The 2,702-nt window shown below is 60.9% G+C and carries 2 protein-coding genes and 1 pseudogene; all 3 read left to right on the top strand.

Annotated features, from left to right (window positions below; translation table 11 throughout):
* A partial coding sequence (locus J0I64_RS08430; RefSeq protein ID WP_291407140.1) for an ABC transporter substrate-binding protein occupies nt 1-991 on the top strand: 991 nt, incomplete at its 5' end.
* 94 nt (nt 992-1,085) lie between these two features.
* The gene (locus tag J0I64_RS08425; RefSeq protein WP_291407139.1) at nt 1,086-2,072 is read left to right on the top strand and encodes an ABC transporter permease; all 987 of its coding nucleotides are present in this window, start codon (nt 1,086-1,088) and stop codon (nt 2,070-2,072) included.
* Nucleotides 2,073-2,081: 9 nt separating this feature from the next.
* Nucleotides 2,082-2,702, top strand: a pseudogene (locus tag J0I64_RS08420) (ABC transporter permease); the annotation flags it as partial.

Raw genomic sequence — 2,702 nt, 5'->3', positions numbered from 1 at the left:
GGCCGCCAATGGCGACATCGACATGCAGATCATGTTCCTCGACACGGTCAGCGTGCGCCCGGTCGTGGTACAGAACCAGGAAGCGGGCAACTACAAGCTGTTCGTTTCGCAGCCGGCCTTCTCGAACGCCATGCTGCTCAACATCAACCAGACCCACAAGGATCCGGTTAAGCGCGCGCTGTTCTCGAACAAGGACTTCCGCGTCGGGGTCAGCTACGCCATCAACCGTGAAGAACTCAACCAGTTGATCTATGCTGGGGTCGCCCAGCCCTATCAGGGCGCGCCACGACCCGGCAGTCAGCTCTATGATGAAGAGATGGCCACCCAGTACACCGATTTCGATCTCGAAAAGGCCAATGCGCATCTCGATGCGGCCGGCATTACCGCGCGCGACGCCCAGGGCTTCCGTCTCGACAGCGAAGGGCGCCGTGTTTCCTTCGCCGTCGAAGTGCTCACCACCGAAACCATCAAGATCGACGCGCTTGAGCGGATCAAGGCCTATCTCGCCGTCGTTGGCGTCGAACTGGTCGTGCGTCCGGGCGAGCAGTCTCTGATCTTTGCCCGCCTGCAGTCCAATGACCACGACGCGCTGGCCTGGCAGGGTGGTGGCGGCTACGACATTCTGGGTCTGCTCGACCCGAAGTGGTACCTGCCGCACGAGTTTGAATCGAGCTACGCCTCGGCCTGGGGCATCTACTACCAGAACCCCAATGATCCGGTTGCAGAAGAGCCCGTTGGTCCCGCAAAGGAACAGCAGGACCTCTACAACCAGCTCAAGGGCACGCCTGACGTCGAAAGCCAGATCGCCATCATGAAGCGCATTCTGGCGATCACCAAGGAACAGTTCTACGTCATCGGCACCAATATGGAGCCCGACAAGGTCGGTATCGTGAAGAACAACATGCACAACGTTCCGGCGTTGATGCCCAACACCTTCTTCTACCTGACCCCTGGTCCGACCAATCCCGAGCAGTATTACTTCTCTAACTAGCTCGGACGCGCCAGTCAGGGCCTCCCAACCTGACTGGCCACCCCACCTCTTCCGATAGCTCTACCCAGCCGTTCCAACAGGGTCGGAAAGCGCCATGCTGTCATTCATCCTGCGACGGATCCTGCTCATGATTCCGATCATGATCATCATCTCGTTCCTCATCTTCTTCATCATTCAGCTGCCGCCCGGCGACTTCCTGACCTCGCTGACGGCGCGCCGCGCCGCTCAGAACGAAGTGCTCGACTCCGCCATGGTCCTGGCGCTGCGCGAACGCTACGGCCTCGACCAGCCCTTCCTCGTCCAATACTGGATGTGGATCAGCGGCATCGTCTTTCGTGGCGATTTCGGCCAGTCCTTCGAATGGAACATGCCGGTAGCGGGCCTCATCTGGGACCGCCTGGGCATGACGCTCGTCGTCTCCGTCACCACGCTGCTGTTTGTGTGGTTGGTGTCCTTCCCGATCGGCATCTATTCCGCCGTCCGCCAGCATTCGCTGGGCGATATGACCGCGACCTTCATCGCTTTCCTGGGCCTGGCTATCCCGAACTTTCTGATGGCGCTGGTGCTGATGTATGTTTCATCGCGCTATTTCGGCCTCAGCGTCGGCGGGCTGTTCTCGCCGCAATTTGCCAACGCCGCCTGGAGCCCCGAGCGCGTCTGGAACATGATCTCCCATCTCTGGGTGCCGGTTCTGGTGCTTGGTTCTTCCGGGGCCGCAGCACTGATCCGCGTCATGCGCGCCAACCTGCTCGATGAACTGAACAAGCCCTATGTCGACATCGCTCGTTCCCGCGGTGTCAGCGAAGCGCGCCTGCTTTTCAAATATCCGGTCCGCGTTTCGCTCAACCCCTTCATCTCCACCGTTGGCTGGGTTCTGCCAGCGCTGATCTCGGGCGAGGTGATCACCTCGATCGTGCTCAGTCTGCCAACTGCCGGACCGCTGCTGCTCAACGCACTCTTTGCCCAGGACATGTACCTGGCAGGCGGCATCATCCTGCTGCTCTCCATCTTCACCCTCATCGGCACGCTGATTTCCGACATCCTCCTGGCTGTCTTCGATCCGCGCATCCGCTACACCTAGGAGGCTGACGTGACGGACACCGCATCCTCTCCTGTCATTGCCGCGCCAGCCAAGAACAGCGCTGGCATGGCCGGCCCATGGAAGCTGACCTGGCGGCGCTTCAAGCGCCACAAGCTGGCCCTGATCAGCGGCATCGTGGTGCTGGCGATCTACTTCATCGCGCTTTTTGCCGAAATCATCGCACCGGTCTCGTCCGAGACCTATGCGGCCAACTACACCTATGCGCCGCCGCAGCAGGTGCGCCTGTTCGGCACCAACGCCAAGGGCGAGTTCCACCTGCTCTACGTCAACGACTATGCGGTCAAGGTTGACCCGATCGCCCTGTCACGCTCGTTCGTCGAAGACCCGGAAAAGCTCATTCCCGTCGGCTTCTTCGTCCAGGGCGAGGCCTACAAGCTCTGGAACCTCTTCCCGATGTCGCTGCATCTCATCGGACCGACGGAGGTCGGCAAACCGTTCTATCTCTTCGGGGCCGACCGGTTGGGCCGCGACGTGTTCAGCCGCACCGTGCACGGGGCCCGCGTCTCGATGTCCATCGGCCTCGTCGGCGTCGTCTGTTCGCTCCTGCTGGGCATCCTGCTCGGCGGCGTCTCAGGCTACTATGGCGGCATCGTCGACGACATCGTTCAG

The organism is Devosia sp. (assembly GCF_017307565.1).
Lineage (GTDB): Bacteria > Pseudomonadota > Alphaproteobacteria > Rhizobiales > Devosiaceae > Devosia.
Note: the sequence above shows the minus strand (reverse complement) of the source record. Positions and strands in the feature narration are given on the sequence as shown.

What these genes read in the sequence shown, in the direction of transcription:
- J0I64_RS08425 (WP_291407139.1), top strand. Translation starts at nt 1,086, where the DNA reads ATGCTGTCATTCATCCTGCGACGGATCCTGCTCATGATTCCGATCATG.